Source organism: Bacillus cereus group sp. Bce019, from assembly GCF_051781745.1.
In the GTDB taxonomy this organism is placed as follows: Bacteria; Bacillota; Bacilli; order Bacillales; family Bacillaceae_G; genus Bacillus_A; species Bacillus_A cereus.
Genome location: NZ_JBPWJX010000019.1, coordinates 1 through 19,260 on the forward strand (window position 1 = coordinate 1; position 19,260 = coordinate 19,260).

Here is a 19,260-nt window from a genome sequence, read left to right on the forward strand (position 1 = left end):
GAAACCAGGTGAAGAAACAGGGAAACCAGGTGAAGAAACAGGGAAACCAGGTGAAGAAACAGGGAAACCAGGTGAAGGAACAGAGAAGCCAGGTGAAGGAACAGAGAAGCCAGGTGAAGGAACAGAGAAGCCAGGTGAAGGAACAGAAAAGCCAGGTGAAGGAACAGAAAAGCCAGGTGAAGGAACAGAAAAACCAGGTGAAGGAACAGAGAAGCCAGGTGAAGGAACAGAGAAGCCAGGTGAAGGAACAGAAAAACCAGGTGAAGGAACAGAGAAGCTAGGTGAGGGAGTAGAAAAACCTAATTTACCAGAAAAAGGACAAGGTTCTTCTAATAATCAACAACTTCCAGCTACAGGACACAATACGAATTACGTTCCATTCATCGGTTTTATGCTTCTGTTACTAGGAATACGTTTAAGATTCATGGCTAAAAATAGTTAACGGATGTATAAAAGGCATCAGAGATATATAATCTCTGATGCCTTTTAAGTGAATACAGATAAAATGAAAATATCTATATGGAATGATAAATATGTTAAGCTTCAATTACGCTAAGCATTCTGTTTATAAATGCAGCTGCGTGTGCACGTTGTGATGGTCCTTTTGGTACGAATTGATTAAATTCATTACCTTTTACAATTCCATATCCATACACTCTTTGTACTTCTTCTTTAGCGTAAATTAAGTTTTGGTCTACGAATGGTAGTTCAACTTGTTTTGCAAAAATACCAGCGTGTTTTAGAGAACGATCGATCATAATAACAGCTTCTTCGCGTGTAATTGTAGTATTTGGATCAAATGTATTATCACCACGTCCGCGGATTATGCCTGCGCTTGCTGCACGATTAATACCGTCTCTTAAAGATGGGTGTACTTGTTCTAAGTCTGTGAAATTAGCATTTCCACTTGGTAATTGTAAAGCACGAGTAATTAATGTAGCAAATTCAGCACGCGTTACAAGACGTTCTGGGAAGTACTTGCCGTTCCCTTCTCCTTGCATAATGCCTCTAGCTGCTAATTGACGAATGTCTTGTTCATACCATCCACCTGTAATGTCATCAGTTACTGGATTTTTTTGATTTTCTTTATAATATGTTTCAGTTCCTTTTAAGAAAGCATCCCATTGTCCGCGTTGAATCATAAACGCAGGGCAGTTTTTTCCTGACCAAAATTGGTGTTTTTGGACCTTATCTAGAGAAATATTTAAGTCGTTCATTAAATAAGCTGCCAATTTACGGGCATTTTCTACCGCTTTTTCATAGTTTCCATCTTGATTAACGGCAATTTCAATTCCGATAGATTCATAGTTTCCAGTTTTATTTCCAGCATGCCATCCAACTTCATTTACTGGAAGATGTTGATAAATTTCTTTATCATCTACTGTGAAATGCCAAGATGCGGCGCGATCAGCTGTTCCGCGTGCTTGGTTATCTAAGAATTTTGCATGATTTAGAGCATTAGCACCTTTCGCTGTATTAGCCGTTTCGTGAATCGTAATATATTTAGGTACCATCGGGTAGCCAGGGCGAATATCGTCATTTCCTTTTGGGACAATCATTTCTTTAAATGTAACGCCATAAATAGTGTTTGTTTGTAGAGCTTCTGGCGATCTCAATAAACTATTTTTAGCAGTACGACTGTTTTTTAATAATGAAGCTTTTGTACCTTCAAATGTAGCAGAAGGTGCATAAATCCATTTTGCTGTTTCGTTTATTTGGACTTTAAACCAATTTCCAGCTTGTTCAGTAGGAGTAATGACTTGTGGCTCTAGTTTCCCTTCTTCTTTAAACGATTGGAACGGAAGTGCATGTATGGAAGCTTCTTCTTTTACGATTAATTTTTGGTTAGATAGTTTATGAATCTCTTGAACTTCTAAACTATTATCATTGTTATCTATCCATCCAGCGCCAGTTGACGTCGTTATGTAGTAAGCATTTCCTTTTTTCTTTGTCGCCGTTACGACTTGTTCTGTAATCTCGATATTCGATTTGTTTTTTAAATCATTCGCGGTATATAATGAATGTTTTTTTGAAGTGTATAGTAGGAATTGGCCAGTAACCTCGATATCTTCTTCATGAGTACTATGCTCATTAACATGTTCTTTAATACTTTTAAAAACTTGATCCTCCGTATATACTTCGGCGGATTTTTCAGCACTCTCTGCAAATGAATAAGTAGGTGCAAGAACAGTTTGTAATGCAAGAGAGAGAGTTAAAACACTATAAAATTTCTTTTTCATATTTGTTTTTAACACATTAGATTGTGGAATCTAGTGTTAACAGTCCTCCTTTTATATTGTATTTTCACTATGTATCGATTTTAACACTAATAAATTTTAACAAGAGAAAATGATGATGTCTATATACATGAGCGATATTCATAAAAAGAATTATTTGAAAAAATGTAAGAGAAACAGGTAAAACCTTCTGTATTGACCTGTAAACGCCCTTCAAGTAAACTAAAGAGAGTTTGCAAATGAAAAGGTGATAATGTTGTTAATTTCAATTAAAACGTTACAAGATGATCGTTTTTTACGTCCGCTACAAAATATTGGCGGCTTATTTTTTGAAGATAGTACGATTGGATTTGAACAAGAGGAAGCAAATCTGATCGTTGATATACACATTGAGGATAATGTGAAAGCATCCGCTCAATTAACGGATGTTAGCACAGGAAATGTGTATGAAGAAACATTCTCGAAAGATTTATCTGCTTTCACAGATGAAAAAGAGCGTATGAAGCAAGTGAAACACGTTGTTTCTTATGTATATCTTTCTGTTCTTCAGCAGTTAACTGGTATTGAACAAAGCTGGGGTATTTTAACGGGAGTACGTCCGACGAAACTTCTTCACAAAATGCTTCAAAATGGTATGTCAAAAGAAGAAGCGCATCAAGAACTTCGTGAAAGTTATTTAATTCATGAAGAGAAAATTGAACTTCTTCAGCGCATTGTTGATTGCCAATTAGCAGTTGTTCCGGATTTATACCGTTTGAAAGAAGAAGTAAGTATTTATATCGGTATTCCGTTCTGCCCAACGAAATGTGCATATTGTACATTCCCGGCTTATGCAATTAATGGACGCCAAGGATCTGTTGATTCGTTCTTAGGTGGTTTACATTATGAAGTTCGTGAAATTGGTAAGTTTTTAAAAGAAAAAGGTGTAAAAGTTACGACGATTTATTACGGCGGTGGTACACCTACAAGTATTACAGCAGAAGAGATGGATATGCTGTATGAAGAAATGTATGAAGCGTTCCCAGATGTGAAAAATGTGCGTGAAGTAACAGTTGAGGCAGGTCGCCCAGATACAATTACGCCAGCAAAGCTAGAAGTGTTAAATAAATGGAATATTGACCGTATTAGTATTAATCCGCAGTCATACCATCAAGAGACACTAAAAGCAATTGGACGTCATCATACTGTAGAAGAAACAATTGAGAAATACCATTTAGCTCGTGAAATGGGAATGAACAATATTAATATGGACTTAATTATTGGTCTTCCTGGTGAAGGGTTAGATATCTTCAAGCATACGTTAGATGAAACAGAAAAGTTAATGCCAGAATCATTAACAGTTCATACGTTATCATTTAAACGTGCTTCTGAAATGACGCAAAACAAACGTAAATATAAAGTAGCAGGTCGCGAAGAAATTACAGCGATGATGCATGAAGCAGAAGAGTGGACGCAAAAGCATAATTACGTACCATATTACCTATATCGTCAAAAGAATATTTTAGGTAACTTAGAGAACGTTGGTTATGCAATGCCGACGCAAGAAAGTATTTACAACATTGTCATTATGGAAGAAGTACAATCAATTATCGGACTTGGTTGTGGTGCATCAAGTAAATTTGTTCATCCGAAGACGGGAGCAATTACGCACTTTGCGAATCCGAAAGATCCAAAATCATATAACGATGGCTTTGTGAAATATACAGAAGATAAACTGAAAATTTTAGAAGAGCTATTTGCATAAGAAGAAAGAGGTTGTTCCGAGTCGGAACAACCTCTTTTTTATCCTGCAGTAACGGGCGGTCCGATTATATCTTGTCAGTTTTTGTCGGTAAGTCGATATATTCGAAAAATCGCTGATATAAATTGAGTTGTGGTTGATATATTTCAAGTTACGGTCGATATATCTGGAAAATCGCCGATATAATTTCATTTATCGTCTAGCGGTACCGTATGTAAAACTATGTCGATAATAATCAGAAAAATTAGTCAAATCATTAGAGGACAATGTCTACTTATGGACGAAATGATAGATTTATGAAAGAGAAAAGGGGGAAATTGTTGGCATGTATATGACGATAGGGAGAATTTTTGATTTATCAGTTGGTAAGTATCCAAATAAAGAGGCGTTAGTGGAACCTGAAAAAAATATTCGCTGGACGTATAAACAGTGGGATGAACAAATAAATAAAACAGCGCACGCTCTATTAGAAGAAGGGGTAAGAAAGGGAGATACGGTATCTGTTTACTTATATAATTGCCATGAATTTGTAAACGTTTACTTAGCCTGTGCGAAAATTGGAGCGATCTTTAACCCGATTAATTTCCGCTTAAAAGCAAAAGAAGTATCTTATATTCTTCAGGACGCATCCTCAAAAGTCGTTGTCTTTGAAAAAGCAGTTGAGTCAACTGTTGCTATAATTGAAAGAGATTTTCCAAATACATCTTTTTGGTCTATAGAAAACGATAAACCTTCCTATGCAAGTTCCTACCATGAAAAAGTGAATGAAGCATCTTCTGAGAAAGTAAATATCGAAATTGATGAAATGGATTATTGTTCTATGCTGTATACGAGCGGTACGACAGGTCATCCGAAAGGCGTGTTACATCGTCATCGTGAAATGGCTGAGCATAGTATGATTTGTACGTATTTCCTAAAATATAATAGAGATAGTGTAGGGCTTGTCGTTGCGCCTTTATATCACTGTGGTGAATTAAATGCTGGAATCATACCACGCATTCAAGTTGGCGGAAAGAATGTTATTTTGCATCATTTTGATACAGAAACAGTATTACATACGATTCAAGAAGAAAAGATTACGACGTTCTTTGCAGCGCCGACGATGTGGAATATGTTGTTGCAAAAAGATTTAGCTCAGTATGATTTAACGTCAATGAAAATCGGTATATATGGCGGAGCAGCAATGGCACCGGCGTTAGTGAAGGAATGTAAAGAACGTCTTTATATTGATCTTGTTCAAATATACGGAATGACAGAAATGGGGCCAGTTGTTGCATTTCTCGTAGAGGAGGATCAAATTACGAAAGCTGGTTCAGCAGGCACGCCATGTTTTAGCCATGAAGTTCGTATTGTGAAACCGAACGAGGATGCACCGGCAGAACCAGATGATGTATTACCTCCTTATGAAGTGGGAGAAATTATTTTACGCGGCCCAACTATGATGGCTGGCTATCATAATCGTGAAGAAGCGAATAAAAAATCGATGTATAAAGGATGGTATCATTCTGGTGATCTAGGCTATTTTGATAAAGACGGTTATTTATTCGTTGCTGATCGCGTTGATGATATGGTAATTAGCGGTGGCGTAAATATTTATCCTCGTGAAATTGAAGATTTCCTTCATAGTCATCCAGGTATATTAGATGTGGCGGTACTTGGTGAGCCAGATGAATTATGGGGAGAGCGTGTTGTGGCAGTTATTGTGAAGAAAGATGAAACAATAACAGAAGCTGATTTAGAAACGTATTGCAAAGAAAGTGATGAATTAGCAGATTATAAACGTCCGCGTCATTATTTATTTGTAGATGAACTCCCTCGTAATGCGAGCGGGAAGTTGCAGAAGTTTGTACTGAGGGAGTCGTTGAAAGGTGCGAAAAAATAGAAAATGAAGGATGCCCCATATCTATGGGGTATCCTGCATTTTTCTGTATTAAACAGAAGAAACAATATCTTTGTTAATTCTCATTTTTTCTTGGTGAAGGTTAATTAGCGCATTTGAAATAAGGTGGAAACACAAAGTGGATGTAATACAAAAAGAAAAGACACCTTAAGGTGCCTCTCTCCGACTTGAACCATTTCATTTCATACGAATCGGAATCTATCCGTATTACCATTACCCCTTTGTTATGAGTGTAAACACACACTATAAAGCAGAATCGTCTATATACACTAGATTGTTAGTTCACAAAAGACAAGAGATTTGAGATCAATATCGAAGTGACGCCACATCCCCTATAATAATTGATATGTTACGCCTTTTAAAAGAATCTGCTTTATAGAACGTGCCCACAAGTTATATTTTACTACATGTAATATTCATTTAGTGTATTTTTTGATGAATATGTATAATTACATAAACTGTATGAAAAAAAAAGAGAGTATACTCTAATATTGTGTAATAAAGATGAAGCCCGCCTACGGAATAGGGGGCTTTTCTTACTTTTTATAAATATTTATTCCAATTATATTATCAGATGAGTCTAAACGAATATAAACGTCAGCTGATAAAAGGTGTGCATTATATATTCGTTGTTTATATGTTGATATCTCGAAGCGTTTTCCATTTAATTCACATTCTAGAATAATCATATCGCCATGTTCTTTCCAAGTTATTAATTTAGCAGTTGTATTCATATAAACCTCCTCTGAATCATTTTATGAAAATTAATAGAGATAGTGTGAGAAAGGAGTTTATATAAAAAAAAGACACCTTAAGTGTCTTCTTTGATTACTATAAAAGTCGTTGAATGAAATAGGTTTCTATTTTTATTTGCGTGAAAAGCCTTCTTCATCAAGGTATTCCGCAGCTTCTGGATAAGAGTTGAATGTACCGTCTAAGTTTACACCAGCGTACACGTTCCACATGTCATCCTCTGAAATAAGAGTAAGAATATGACCATCTTCGTTCTGCCATTCTTCTTCTTTCGCAGGTTCTACAGGTGCTACTACTTCTTCTTGTGATAGAAGGTCAATTGATTTCTCAATTACTGAACGTAACTCCTCTGCTGAAAACTCACGGATGTTAACCATGCCTTTATCATCTGTTTTATAACCTTTAATACCGCTTGCATATACAAAGCCATTTCCATTTGGGTGTAAATGAAATACAACGTTCTTTTTATCTAAACGACTTTCTTCAAAGTGGAAGTTTACACGTTTTAATGATACGTTCTTTCTTTCTAGTTCTGGGAAAGATTCAATAATCGATAATTTTTCTTCAAAAGTTAGCATAGTGCCTCCAAGTATATAGTAAAAGATTTAATTTGTTCATTATAGCATAGTTGCAATTGTTTCCAAAGGTAAGGGGGAAACTTTTCGTTGAATACATTTACGTCACGAGAATGTAAAAAGTGAGCTAACGAATGTATCTTTTTAGGTGTACAATGGAACATGGACTTTATACAAAGGTGGTTTTTTTATGTTTCAAAAAATAGCAAAGGAATGTTTAGCAGGATTTACTGTTGCGATTGTTGCGTTACCCCTTGCGATTGCATTTGGTATTGCCGCGACAGGAACGTCTGAGGGAGCGCTTGTTGGATTGTATGGTGCGATTTTTGCAGGTTTATTCGCAGCGTTATTTGGCGGGACACCTGGGCAAGTAACAGGGCCAACGGGACCAATTACCGTTATTGCAACAGGAGTTATTGCGACGCACGGGTTAGAGGCAAGTTTTATTGCCTTTATGATGGCAGGGTTATTTCAAATTTTATTCGGTGTATGTAGGCTCGGTTCTTACGTTCGATATATTCCGTATCCTGTCGTTTCGGGATTTATGAATGGTATTGCATTAATCATTATTTTAGGCGAAATAAAGCACGTACAAAATAGTTTTTTACTTGTTGTGTTAACGATTATTGTAATGATTGTTTCTGGTAAATGGATTAAGGCGATTCCGTCTAGTTTAGTAGCACTAGTCGGTGTGACAGCTTTGCTTCCTTTATTTTCTTCCCTACTCGAAGGACTTACAGTAAAGTTACCGATTATCGGAAATCTTTCACTAAATAAAGTAATTGAAAAGATTGGAACCATTCCAGAAGCGATACCTACGCTTCATATTCCATCTTTAAGTGGAACAGGAATAGCAGCACTTATTTTGCCAGCGCTTAGTATTGCTTTATTAGGATCGATTGACTCGTTGTTAACATCGGTCGTAATGGATAATGTGACAGGTACACGTCATAAAAGTAATAAAGAACTGGTCGGACAAGGTATCGGTAATATGATGAGCGGGTTGTTTGGCGGATTAGCAGGTGCAGGTGCGACTGTAAGGTCTATCGTGAATATAAGAAGTGGCGGTAAAACGGCACTTTCGGCATGTATGCATAGTGTTATCTTATTTATTTTTATTATGGGTCTTGGTTCGGTCGTACAATATATTCCACTTGCCGTATTATCAGGTATTTTAATTTTAACTGGTATTGGAATGTTCGATTGGGAAAGCATGAAAAAGATGCATGTCGCTCCTAAAGGTGATGTCGTTGTTATGCTTGTAACGATGATTGTAACGGTGAAGTTCGATTTAATGATTGCTGTTGTATTCGGTATTATTCTTTCGTTCATCATATATATGGTGAAATGTAAAGAACGCAAAACTTCTATCGTAAAAGAAAAAGAAGAAACGTACACAATTCAAGGACCGCTCTCTTTCCTATCAGTAGATCGTATTTTCTCTACTTTACAAGATGTGAAGTCACCGGTTGTTTTACGTATGAAAGATGTGCGTTATATGGATGTATCAGGAGCTATGGCATTATTAAATTTTGTTGAGCAATCAAATAAAGTAGGAGCAAGTGTAAAGCTTGAGCAAGTACATCCGAGTATTGAAAAAACAATCGCAGTAATGGCAAGCAATGAACAGAAAGAGCAATTGAAAATCTTAAGTGTTTAGATGGTAATTAGAATATCTCACAATCTTACATAAATTATAATGTAGAGTTGTGGGATATTTTTATAATGTTTTTAGTAATATGTATCGCAGTGATAGAGAGGAAGGGTTCTTTTGGCGTAACAGAAACGGTTATAGTGTGTACATATATAATGGAAGGAATTAGAAAAAATTGTAAAGAGACAGGCTTAAATGGGTTCTCTTTTCTATTTTGAAAAAAAAACCAAGTATTCAACCTATAATAAATTTGTTATGATAACCAATGGGATAAAATGAATCCTTATCGTTTAAAAAAATATGTTTGAGAGTATATGTATAAAAGAAAAGAGAAAAAATATGAATAAAACATTTGTAAAAGGAGCAGCAATTTTAACCATTACAACTTTTTTGTCGAAATTGCTTGGTAGTTTTTTTCAAATTCCATTACAAAATATTGCAGGAGATGAAGTGCTCGGTATTTTCCGCCTTGTTTTTCCTGTATATATGATTGCTCTTACATTATCGGTAGCCGGAGTTCCACTTGCAATTTCGAAATTAATTGCAGAGTTGAACGAAAAAAATAAGCAAAAGGAAATTGCGAAATTATTTACATCAGCGTCAATTATAGGAATAGCATTTGGCGTTTTCGGCTGTTTAGTCATTGTATTATTTTCTATTGAAATTGCAAATATGCTTGGTGGACAAGAAACTAGAATGCCGTTGCTTATTACTTCATTAGCATTACTCATTGCGCCATACATGGCGGTGTATAGAGGGTATTTTCAAGGTTTCGGTGATATGAAACCAACAGGGGTATCACAGGTCATTGAGCAATTTGTACGTGTGTTTTTTATGTTAATAATTGCTTACATACTAGTATCATGGGATAAGAGTAATACTGTTATTACTAGTGGTGCGATGGTTGGCTCTTTTCTTGGAGTCATTAGTTCGCTTATATATTTGCGTATAAAATATAATAGAAGTCCATACTACAATAAAAGCAATTCCTATTCACTCCGAGATTTAAGAGAAAACGGCAAAAAGATATTGCGGGTATCGATCCCAATCGCTATTGGAGCTTTATCAATGCCACTTTTAAATTTAGTAGACTCGCTTACAATACCGCATGTATTACAAGGATCATCAACAGAAATTCAAGAACAATTTGGAATATACAGTCGCGGTTTTGCATTCACGCAAATAATTGTTATTTTTGCAAGTGCAATTGTATTTCCGTTAATACCACTCTTAACTTCCGCATTGGCCAAAAGAGATATAAATTTGGCGAAAATAACAATTCAAAATACAAATCGACTAGCGCATGTTTTGACAGCACCGTTAACAATATGGTTGATGGCATTAACAGTACCGTTAAATGTCGGATTGTTCACAGATGTAAAAGGCAGTAGTATGTTAACAGTTATGATTGGCAGTTCGTATTTTACTGCGGTTATGGTATTATCAATAGGTGTTTTACAGGGCATTAACCGTTCTGCACAAGCTGCATGGATTGTTATTGGTGCGAGTTGTGTGAAAGTCGTGTTAAACATAATGTTCGTGCAGAAGTTTGGCATAGATGGAGCGGCGTATAGTACATTAATTACTTACGTATTGGTTTGTATTGTAAATCATTTGTATATTCGAAGCTATATTGCCTATTCTATTCATTTAAAAAGCTTTTTTGGTGTGCTAGCAATAGCATGTATTTTGGGACTAGGATTGTATGAACTATGTAATGTGATAAATATTACATCTTCAAGAATTATGACGTTATTATTCAGTGGTATAGCATTAAGTATTACAACCATTTTGTATGGTGTATGTGCTTTGAAATTAAAATGGATATCAATAAACAAAATACCATTTTTGAAAAGATAAATATAGAAATTTAATTTTTTATTATAATTCATATGAACTGATAAAGAGGAAACTATGTAGGGTATTAAGTGTTTAGGTAAGGAATGGGTACTAGTTTATGTTAGATGAAATAAACGGTTACCTAGTTTTGGAGGAGATTTAGGGTGCGTTTAGTCTTATCAGGATATTATGGTTTTTATAATGTTGGAGACGAGGCGATTCTACAATCAATTATTGAATCGTTAAGTAAAGAGAACCCGGATATAGAACTAGTAGTACTATCAAATGATTCTAAATATACAAAGGAAATGTATGGTGTAGAATCGGTAGATCGCTGGGATATAAAAGCTGTTTATCATGCAATCAAAAACAGTGATGGAGTTATTAGCGGTGGCGGGAGCCTTCTTCAAGATCAGACAAGTACGAAGAGTATTCTATATTATACGGGTATTATGGGACTCGCTCGATTATTAAAAAAGCCGTATTATATTTATTCACAAGGAATAGGTCCAATTACAAAAGGATATAATCGTCTATTAGTAAAATGGAACTTGTCAAAAGCTTCCTATGTATCAGTTCGAGATGAGGATTCGTTTTTATATTTAAAAGAACTTGGCATAAAAAACGATATTGAAATTGTTCCAGACCCTGTTTTAACATGGAAACGGACAAAACAATCGGATTGGTTGCAAAAGCATTCGATACATGGAAAAGTAATCGCGGTTAGTGTGCGTTATTGGAATGCAAAAGAAGATTATATAAAAAAATTAGCTGCGGCATTAAAAAAATTAAAGCAAGAAGGATACCAAATTCTATTTGTTCCAATGCATGAGCCATTTGATCAAAAAGCTTCGCGTGAAGTAGTAGACTTAATGGGAGAAGAGACGTATATGCTTCCATATAAAATGGATATCGACGAGAAAATATTCATTTTATCACAATGTTCATTACTAATTGGTATGCGTCTTCATGCACTAGTTTTTTCTGCTGTAGCCAAAACTCCAATGGTCGGGATTTCATACGATCCGAAAATTGATTCGTTTTTAAGTCAAGTGAATCAGCCAGTTATAGGAAGTGTGGATGGTGAATGGAGTGCTGAGTATTTATATGAAATTGCGAAAAAGCAATTAATGCAACAAGGAACTGTGCAGCAAGAGTTACAACTGACAATAGATGAGCTTCGGTTGCAAGGCAAACAGGCAACAAAGAAACTCATTGATCATATGGAAAAAGGCACTTTATTAAAAAAGTAAAGTGTCTTTTATTTTTGTTTTGAATATAATGAAAATTCTGATTTTAAAAACGTTTTATTTTAATTCCTATTTATTATGCTAAAATGATTGCGATTATTATATAATCAAATTTGTGATAATAAATTCGTAGATTACGAGGAGGATAACCTTGAAGACTTTTTCAAAAGGTATAACAGCAGTGGCATTAACGGGATCATTACTTTTAACTCCTATTTCAAGTTATGCGGCAAATGATGATATTACAGGACATATGTTTGAGACGAATATGCGCTCACTTATTACTAAAGGAGTTTTAATGGGGTATGGAGACAATGTATATGCGCCTGATAAATTAGTAACAAGAGCAGAGTTTGCTACATTCATAGCAAGGGCTTTAAATTTACCGAAAGCTGATTCGAATTTCGAGGATGTGCCGAAGACTTACGGTTTATATGATGGTGTAAGTAGAGCATATGGAGCGAAAATTATTAATGGTCGTACGAACGAGACATTCTCACCAAATGATGTGATTACACGTGAAGAAATGTCGATCATGGTAAAGCGAGCGTTAGACTATAAAAATATTAAAGTAGCTGTAAGTCCGCTTACCTTTACTGATAAAGATAGTATTAACTATAAAGAGCATGTGCAAGTTATGGTGGCTACTCAAATTATTAAAGGGTATCCAGAAGATAATACATTTAGACCACATTTATCAGCTACAAGAGGGATGGCTTCAGCTATGTTGGATCGCATGCTTCAGACGATTGAAAAAAACGGAAATAGCAATCCTGTAGAAACTAAGAAATATGTCGTGACAAATGTAAGAGAAAACGGAACAGAGCAAGAAGTAGAGCGCTATAATACGTATAAAGAAGCGGTTACCGCTGCTCAAAATAAAGGTATGAATGCGGTAAAATACGAGAACGAATTTTTATGGATTAAAGATGGTTTTGCAAGTGCGAAAAGAATAACTGGGCAAAACATCATTAATATTTATGATGAGAATTTAGCAACAGTATATACGTATATTCAGTATGGAACAGAATTGAAAGTGTTAGAAGTTGGCGAAGATCGTGTGAAAGTTCAACTTTCTGGTTTGACAGGTTATGTGAAGAAGAATGAAATCACTTTAATTCCTACCAATGAAATGAAACAGTCGTCTTATTATGTGAAATCAGATGGATATTTATACCATAAATATTATACATATAATACAAGTTCACCTGGATATACAGAATTTAGATATGGTGTGGCACCTTCTTTCATGAAGCAAGGACAGCAAATGTATAGTGTAGATGGAAAGACATTTGGAGACGAAACTTTCTATCAATATTTCAATTATTTATCATTACGTTCGAAAACAGATTATACAGCTGAACAACTAGATAGTTATGTGAAATCGATTAAGCCAGACTCTCCATTAATTGGTTTAGGAAAGAAATTTAAAGAAGTAGAAAGCAAGTATAATGTAAATGCATTATTCTTATATTCATTAGCAATTCATGAAAGTTATTATGGAACAAGCGCTCTTGCAAAAGACAAAAATAATTTATTTGGTTTAAAAGCAACAGACGATAGTCCATATGGTAACGGAGAAGCATTCAATTCAAAAGAAGATTGTATTGAACATGCAGCAAAATTATACATGAATGAAGGATATTTAAATCCAGGACATTGGCGTTATACAGCAACATATACAGGTGATAAAGCTGCTGGTTTAAATGCGAAATATGCATCTGATGCGAACTGGGGTAAAAAAGTAGCGGGGCATATGAACCGTTTTGATTCTTATTTAGGTAAAAAAGAATACAACAAGTACAAACTTGCACGTGTGATGAATAACGTGGAAGTGAAAAAGAATCCTAGTATATCAAATGAGCGACTGTATCGTTTAAATACAAATGTAGTTGTCACAGTTACTGGTGAAGAGATAATAAATGGAAAAGCGTGGGTTAAAGTTATTTCAGATAATCCTACTGTAACAGAAGCGTATATTGCAAAAGAAAGCTTAGAATACGTAAAACATTAATTAAATAAAAAAGAAGGTGCTACTAATATTTCGTAGCACCTTCTTTTTATCCCGCTATTTGCCGGGCAGTAATCCCCCACCTCAAAATTCAGTGGAAGCAAGGAAGTTAGGTGGGGAATGAACTGCCCGTAAAAGCCCGATTGGTTCAACTAATAATCAGTGGGGGATGAACAAAACCCCCACTGATTAAAGTTTCACTTTATTCAATTTCAAAATCAACAATGATATAGGCGAGTATAACAACGAAGAAAATGCTAACGGCTGGCGCTGTTAATACGTGGCCAGACATAAAGCCAATGCCAAGTGATAGAATGAGTGTGCTCGCTAATAGCATATACTTTACGCTCATGATTTTCTTAAAGTTTGTGATCATGCGGATGAATAATGTAATACCAAAGTATAGAAGTGGTATTAAGTAAATAAGGAAACCGACAATTCCAAATGCGAAAAATAGGTCATGGAAGTCCATTTCAATTAATTTAATTTTATCTGTGTAGTTACCAGCGTAACCCATTCCGAATAGTTTTTGTGAAAGCGGTGCGTCTTTATAGTACTGTTTGTATGTTTTTAAGAATTTGTCGCGATCGCTGTAAATTAAACTTTTTACTTCAGAATCTGTAAGTTCACCTTTTGCATGTTTTTTTGCATCTTCTGGATCTTCTTTAATTACTTTTCCTTCTTTTCGATCTTTCTCTTCTTGTACTGATTTTTTGTATTCGTATATTTGCATGTGAATGCCCATATTTTTTGCGATAGGAGTATGCGGTGTAAGAGCAATTAAACCTCCTAGTATAACAGCGGCAACAACGGTATTTACAATATGTGTGAATCCTTTTCCTTCTTTTTTACGATTTATCATATATTCAATGAATGAGAAGAAAAGTGCTACGCCTAATGTAATAACAATTGCGCCATATCCGACTTTCGTTCCGACCATAATACTTGCATACATCGCAAGTATTGTTGGAATCCAGTAATATATTTTTGAGAAAGAAGTTGTTTTATGAATCGAATATAAGACAATGATTGGGAACATAATGGCAAAAAGAGAACTTAAATCATTTCCAGCGAAGAACCAACCTCTTGAACCGATTTTTGAGTGAGGATAGCTTGGGAAATCCGTTCCAGTTTGCATTGCGACAATCATTGTAATGCTTAAAATTAAAGTTGCATATAAGAAATATGTAATGATTTTATGAAATACATACTCTTTATTTTTTAGCTCTTTAAAGGCGATAATATATCCAAACAGTAGCACAATTGGATATATGCTCTTTAAAATGAATTTAACTTCTTCTCCAAATGAAACTGGAGATTTAACCATCATATTATTTACAAGACCGATTGCGAGTGCGATTCCGAGTAAACATAAATAGAGGATGTACTTTTTCGCATCTTGTTGTTTGTGATGAAGAAGTAGGTATCCTAATGCAAGAAGCATAAAGGCGAAACGGACTACAACTCCAACTGTTGCGCTCATGTGTAATATATAGATTGAAAAAGATGTTAATAAATCTAAAATTGGTTGAAACACAATGAATAGCAATAGGAAATGTGGGAAGTAGTTATCCGTTTGTTTCAACTTATTAACCATATGTTCCTCCAGTTCTTCATTCCTTTATTACAACACCCAAAAGATGGGTATAAAGCCTTTTTTATATAGTAAGGCGAATGAATTTCAATATTTGTTTTTTTATCCCGCATTAACGGGCAGTAAGACCCCGCCTCAAAATACAATACAGCGTAAGCAAAGAAGTTAGGTGGGGATCAACTGCCCGTAAAAGCCCGATTGGTGAGGACTAATAATCAGTGGGGGATGAACACCCCCCACTGATTAAAGTCTCACTTTATCAAACTTAAGAATACACCATTTCATTGTAATGGTAAATAGATGAAAAGCATGGATAAACCGACTTTAATTTCTATATTTTTCAACGGAATTGTATGTTTTATACGGTATATGTACAAATTGCGAGATTATTAGACAGAAAATTGAGAAAAAAGAAGGATTTTTCAATGGTTCTCTATAATTATATAAGTATAATCTTTATGGAGAAAAGAGGGGTATATATAATGGAAATAACAAGTAAAACAGAATCTGTCGTTGTGAAATATGAAGGCCACGTTGCAACGGTTATGGTCAATCGCCCAGAGGTGTTAAATGCGTTAGATGAGCCGACCTTAAAAGAGTTATTACAAAAGTTGAAAGAAGTAGCGGAAAGTTCTGCGCATATCGTTGTGTTATGCGGGAACGGCCGTGGTTTTTCTGCGGGTGGGGATATTAAATCGATGCTTTCAAGTAATGATGAAAGTAAGTTTGATGGTATTATGAATACTATTTCTGAAGTTGTCGTGACGTTATATACGATGCCAAAGCTTGTTATTAGTGCAATTCATGGACCAACTGCAGGTCTTGGATTAAGTATTGCGTTAACAGCTGATTATGTAATGGCGGATATATCATCTGTTATTGCGATGAACTTTATTGGAATCGCTTTAATTCCAGATGGAGGCGGTCATTTCTTCCTTCAAAAGCGCGTCGGTGAAAATATGACGAAGCAAATTATTTGGGAAGGTAAGAAATTATCAGCGACAGAAGCGCTTGATATCGGCTTAATTGATGAAGTAATCGGCGAAGATTTCCAAACGGCTGTGAAGCAAAAAATTAATGAATGGTCACAAAAACCGATTAAAGCAATGATTCAAACGAAGCAAATTTTATGTGAAGTAAATCGCTCTAATTTAGAGCAAACATTGCAATTAGAAAAGCGTGGTCAATATGCAATGAGACAAACAGCGGATCATAAAGAAGGTATTGCTGCGTTTTTAGAGAAACGTTTACCAGCATTTAAAGGGGAATAAAGTTTGTCCATTCCTCACTGATTATTAGCTCGTTAATTCGGGATAAAGGGGAGAAAGTGCTAACACATTTTAGTATAATTGTGTTAGCACTTTTTTTTAGGAGTAATACATGAAGAGAATGATTGGTGTTATCACTATTATTTTGCTTACATATTCTGCTTTGCATAGTACACCATCTTTGGCAGTTCGGACTGCGTTATTTTTTGAGGGACATCCAAGTGTTGCATTTTCTGACGGGGTGACGAAAGAAAAAGATGTGAAAAAAGAAGCGATTCCAGATGAGTACCAAACTCTATATGGTAAGGAAGAAGACTTAGAGCACTATTTCTTTCCGCATGTAAGAGCACATGGATCAGGAATTGATATGTTAAGTGCGTGCGTGAAGAAAAAATGGTTTTTCTATAAAGCAGAGCTCGGATGTTATTAAATATAGGAGGATGAATGATGTCAGCATATAATAAGTTAGTAAGAGATCGTGTTCCAGAGAAGATTTTAATGTCTGGAAAAACATATACAGCACAAAAATTAACAGGTCAAGCCTACATACAAGCTTTAGCGAAAATTGGAACGGAAGAAATTCGTGAATTTGCTTCTATGAAAGAACGCGAACATGCACTAGATTCTCTTGCAGATGCGCTAGAGGTTATCATTTCATTAGCACGTGCAGAAGGTGCATCGATTGAAGATGTGGAACGCCTTCGTAAGCAAAAAGAGATAGAGCGCGGTGGATTTGAAAGAGGGATTTATTTATTAGACGTTTCAGAAGAATAGTTTTATAGGAAAAGCATAGCGTTACTGAGTAACGCTATGCTTTTTTGTTGCAATGAAGCTAATAATGAAGAAGATAACTGTTAATATCCACCCGATTGTAATAGAAGTAGTAGTATGAATGGCATAAGAGATTTGTAAACAAAATAATGATGCTAAAAACCAAATGAGTACAATGTGTATATATTTTTTTGATATATTCATATTTCAGGGCTCCTTTTGTATACTAAAAAGAATTTTACTACAATTTAGAAAATTAGGCCATATAAGTAGAGGTTTTCTGGCGAATTTTGTATACTGAATAGTAGAGAAAATGAGGAGGAAACGACAATGGCACACCATACGAAAGAAACGATGGAACTGATTAAGGAGCTTGTCTCTATTCCAAGTCCATCTGGAAATACAGCAAAAATTATTAATTTCATTGAAAACTATGTCAGTGAGTGGAACGTAGAAACGAAACGTAATAATAAGGGAGCTCTTATTTTAACGGTAAAAGGGAAGAATGATGCGCAGCACCGCTTATTAACGGCACACGTTGATACGTTAGGTGCGATGGTGAAAGAAATTAAGCCTGATGGTCGCCTGAGTCTTTCTATGATTGGTGGATTTCGCTGGAACTCTGTAGAAGGAGAATATTGCGAAATTGAAACATCAAGTGGCAAGACATATACAGGAACGATTTTAATGCATCAAACATCTGTACATGTATATAAAGATGCAGGTGAAGCAAAACGCGATGAGAAAAATATTGAAGTTCGTATTGATGAGCGCGTATTTTCAGCTGATGAAGTACGCGAATTAGGAATTGAAGTAGGAGACTTCGTTTCATTTGATCCGCGCGTTCAAATTACAGAGAGTGGATACATAAAATCACGTCATTTAGATGACAAAGTAAGTGTTGCGATTTTATTAAAATTAATTAAAAGATTACAAGATGAAAACGTAACATTACCATATACGACGCATTTCTTAATTTCTAATAATGAAGAGATTGGATACGGTGGTAACTCTAACATTCCAGAAGAAACTGTTGAATACTTAGCAGTTGATATGGGAGCGTTAGGTGATGGACAAACATCTGATGAATATACAGTATCTATTTGTGCAAAAGACTCTAGCGGCCCGTATCATTACGCACTGCGTAAACATTTAGTAGAGCTTGCGAAAACGAATCATATTGAATATAAAGTAGATATTTATCCATACTACGGATCTGATGCATCAGCTGCGATTCGCGCGGGATTTGATGTGAAACATGCTTTAATTGGAGCGGGTATTGATTCTTCTCACGCATTTGAACGTACACATGAAAGTTCTATTGCGCATACAGAAGCATTAGTGTATGCATATGTAATGTCTAATTTAATTGAAGAATAATTTCATAGATAATAGAGAGCTGATTAAAGATATTATTTTTAATCAGCTTTTTATTTGGCAAAGCGATTAGGAGACATGTTCTAATCGCTTTTTTATCCCGCTATTTGTGAGCTGATTAAAGTTTTTTTATATACATTCATTATAAGTTATATATATGCGATTTTTGTTATACGGCCGGAAACGTATTTACTATAGATATATAATGTTATACACTATGAAAGGAATTAATTAATAGTTAATATTTTTTAGTTAGCTTGATTAAAAAATTGTATGAATATGAAGTTTTG

At 35.2% G+C, this 19,260-nt stretch carries 16 protein-coding genes; 11 read left to right on the forward strand and 5 right to left on the reverse strand.

Annotated features, from left to right (window positions below):
- Positions 1-442: LPXTG cell wall anchor domain-containing protein (locus ACS2QP_RS21445; RefSeq protein WP_438882807.1), on the forward strand; the 442-nt coding region annotated here is incomplete at its 5' end.
- 94 nt (positions 443-536) lie between these two features.
- Here ACS2QP_RS21445 and ACS2QP_RS21450 read toward each other — a convergent pair.
- A complete protein-coding gene (locus ACS2QP_RS21450; protein ID WP_002183325.1) occupies positions 537-2,240 on the reverse strand; it encodes an S-layer homology domain-containing protein in 1,704 nt (567 codons plus the stop codon).
- A 250-nt stretch (positions 2,241-2,490) separates the two neighbouring features.
- Between ACS2QP_RS21450 and ACS2QP_RS21455 the strand changes: the two genes are divergently transcribed.
- Entirely contained in the window at positions 2,491-3,981 is a 1,491-nt protein-coding gene (locus tag ACS2QP_RS21455) for a coproporphyrinogen III oxidase (RefSeq protein ID WP_002164625.1), read from the forward strand.
- Positions 3,982-4,303: 322 nt separating this feature from the next.
- The gene (locus ACS2QP_RS21460; RefSeq protein WP_000281991.1) at positions 4,304-5,860 is read left to right on the forward strand and encodes a fatty acid--CoA ligase; all 1,557 of its coding nucleotides are present in this window, start codon (positions 4,304-4,306) and stop codon (positions 5,858-5,860) included.
- Positions 5,861-6,414: 554 nt separating this feature from the next.
- Here the strand turns inward: ACS2QP_RS21460 and ACS2QP_RS21465 are convergent.
- The gene (locus ACS2QP_RS21465; RefSeq protein ID WP_001098262.1) at positions 6,415-6,612 is read right to left on the reverse strand and encodes a hypothetical protein; all 198 of its coding nucleotides are present in this window, start codon (positions 6,610-6,612) and stop codon (positions 6,415-6,417) included.
- A 132-nt stretch (positions 6,613-6,744) separates the two neighbouring features.
- Positions 6,745-7,209 (reverse strand): hypothetical protein, encoded by a 465-nt coding sequence (locus ACS2QP_RS21470; RefSeq protein ID WP_000954998.1) that lies wholly within the window; start codon positions 7,207-7,209, stop codon positions 6,745-6,747.
- Between the two features lie 187 nt (positions 7,210-7,396).
- Here ACS2QP_RS21470 and ACS2QP_RS21475 point away from each other — a divergent pair, with 187 nt between their 5' ends.
- From ACS2QP_RS21475 to ACS2QP_RS21490, 4 genes are all read left to right on the forward strand, one after another.
- Positions 7,397-8,866 carry a SulP family inorganic anion transporter gene (locus ACS2QP_RS21475; protein WP_438882808.1) on the forward strand — a complete coding sequence of 490 codons (1,470 nt, stop codon included), beginning with the start codon at positions 7,397-7,399 and terminating at the stop codon, positions 8,864-8,866.
- Positions 8,867-9,199: 333 nt separating this feature from the next.
- Entirely contained in the window at positions 9,200-10,720 is a 1,521-nt protein-coding gene (locus tag ACS2QP_RS21480; protein ID WP_326263078.1) for a polysaccharide biosynthesis protein, read from the forward strand.
- Between the two features lie 143 nt (positions 10,721-10,863).
- A complete protein-coding gene (csaB, locus tag ACS2QP_RS21485; RefSeq protein ID WP_001241591.1) occupies positions 10,864-11,952 on the forward strand; it encodes a polysaccharide pyruvyl transferase CsaB in 1,089 nt (362 codons plus the stop codon).
- 148 nt (positions 11,953-12,100) lie between these two features.
- Positions 12,101-13,963 (forward strand): S-layer homology domain-containing protein, encoded by a 1,863-nt coding sequence (locus ACS2QP_RS21490; protein ID WP_000847503.1) that lies wholly within the window; start codon positions 12,101-12,103, stop codon positions 13,961-13,963.
- A gap of 199 nt (positions 13,964-14,162) precedes the next feature.
- On the opposite strand, the gene ACS2QP_RS21495 is transcribed toward ACS2QP_RS21490, so the two are convergent.
- Complete coding sequence (locus tag ACS2QP_RS21495) at positions 14,163-15,557, reverse strand: O-antigen ligase family protein (protein WP_438882809.1); 1,395 nt, start codon at positions 15,555-15,557, stop codon at positions 14,163-14,165.
- A gap of 455 nt (positions 15,558-16,012) precedes the next feature.
- On the opposite strand from ACS2QP_RS21495, the gene ACS2QP_RS21500 reads away from it, so the two are divergent.
- The 3 genes from ACS2QP_RS21500 to ACS2QP_RS21510 all read left to right on the forward strand — a co-directional run bounded on the left by ACS2QP_RS21500 (position 16,013) and on the right by ACS2QP_RS21510 (position 17,596).
- Positions 16,013-16,825, forward strand: coding sequence for an enoyl-CoA hydratase (locus ACS2QP_RS21500; RefSeq protein WP_001999174.1), 813 nt, complete (start codon positions 16,013-16,015; stop codon positions 16,823-16,825).
- 109 nt (positions 16,826-16,934) lie between these two features.
- On the forward strand, positions 16,935-17,252 hold the full coding sequence (locus ACS2QP_RS21505) for a hypothetical protein (RefSeq protein ID WP_000827124.1): 318 nt from the start codon (positions 16,935-16,937) through the stop codon (positions 17,250-17,252).
- Between the two features lie 17 nt (positions 17,253-17,269).
- Positions 17,270-17,596, forward strand: coding sequence for a nucleoside triphosphate pyrophosphohydrolase (locus ACS2QP_RS21510; protein ID WP_001277350.1), 327 nt, complete (start codon positions 17,270-17,272; stop codon positions 17,594-17,596).
- A 21-nt stretch (positions 17,597-17,617) separates the two neighbouring features.
- Here ACS2QP_RS21510 and ACS2QP_RS21515 read toward each other — a convergent pair whose 3' ends face one another.
- Positions 17,618-17,797 (reverse strand): hypothetical protein, encoded by a 180-nt coding sequence (locus ACS2QP_RS21515; RefSeq protein ID WP_001027090.1) that lies wholly within the window; start codon positions 17,795-17,797, stop codon positions 17,618-17,620.
- A gap of 126 nt (positions 17,798-17,923) precedes the next feature.
- Here ACS2QP_RS21515 and ACS2QP_RS21520 point away from each other — a divergent pair, with 126 nt between their 5' ends.
- Positions 17,924-18,973 carry a M42 family metallopeptidase gene (locus tag ACS2QP_RS21520; RefSeq protein ID WP_000930086.1) on the forward strand — a complete coding sequence of 350 codons (1,050 nt, stop codon included), beginning with the start codon at positions 17,924-17,926 and terminating at the stop codon, positions 18,971-18,973.
- The last annotated feature ends 287 nt before the right edge of the window (positions 18,974-19,260 follow it).